The sequence below is a fragment of the Methylobacterium nigriterrae genome, from assembly GCF_037106235.1.
Taxonomy (GTDB): domain Bacteria; phylum Pseudomonadota; class Alphaproteobacteria; order Rhizobiales; family Beijerinckiaceae; genus Methylobacterium; species Methylobacterium nigriterrae.
The window spans coordinates 1-280 of record NZ_JBAWTG010000790.1; the positions used below are offsets into that span (position 1 = coordinate 1).

Here is a 280-nt window from a genome sequence, read left to right on the forward strand (position 1 = left end):
GAGCCGGTCTTCGCGAATCGTGAAGGTGAACCAGGGCTCGCTTGCCGCCGACAACGTCATGACCGGCTGTCCGGGTGAGATCGCTTCGCCGGGCTCGGCCACGAGCAGGCCCACCACGCCGTCGCTCGGCGCGACGAGCGTGGTCTTGCCAAGCCTCGCTTCGAGAACCGCGAGAGCCGCATTCGCGAGCTCGACCTTGGCCTTCGCGATGTCGCGCTCCTCGCTGGTCGGACCGGCCCTCTGCTGAGCAAAAGTCGCCTGCATCAGGCTGAGGGCGGAC

The 280-nt window shown here is 67.9% G+C and carries 1 pseudogene; it reads right to left on the reverse strand.

What is annotated here, in order from left to right:
- A pseudogene (locus WDW90_RS41285) lies at nucleotides 1-280 on the reverse strand (HlyD family secretion protein); the annotation flags it as partial.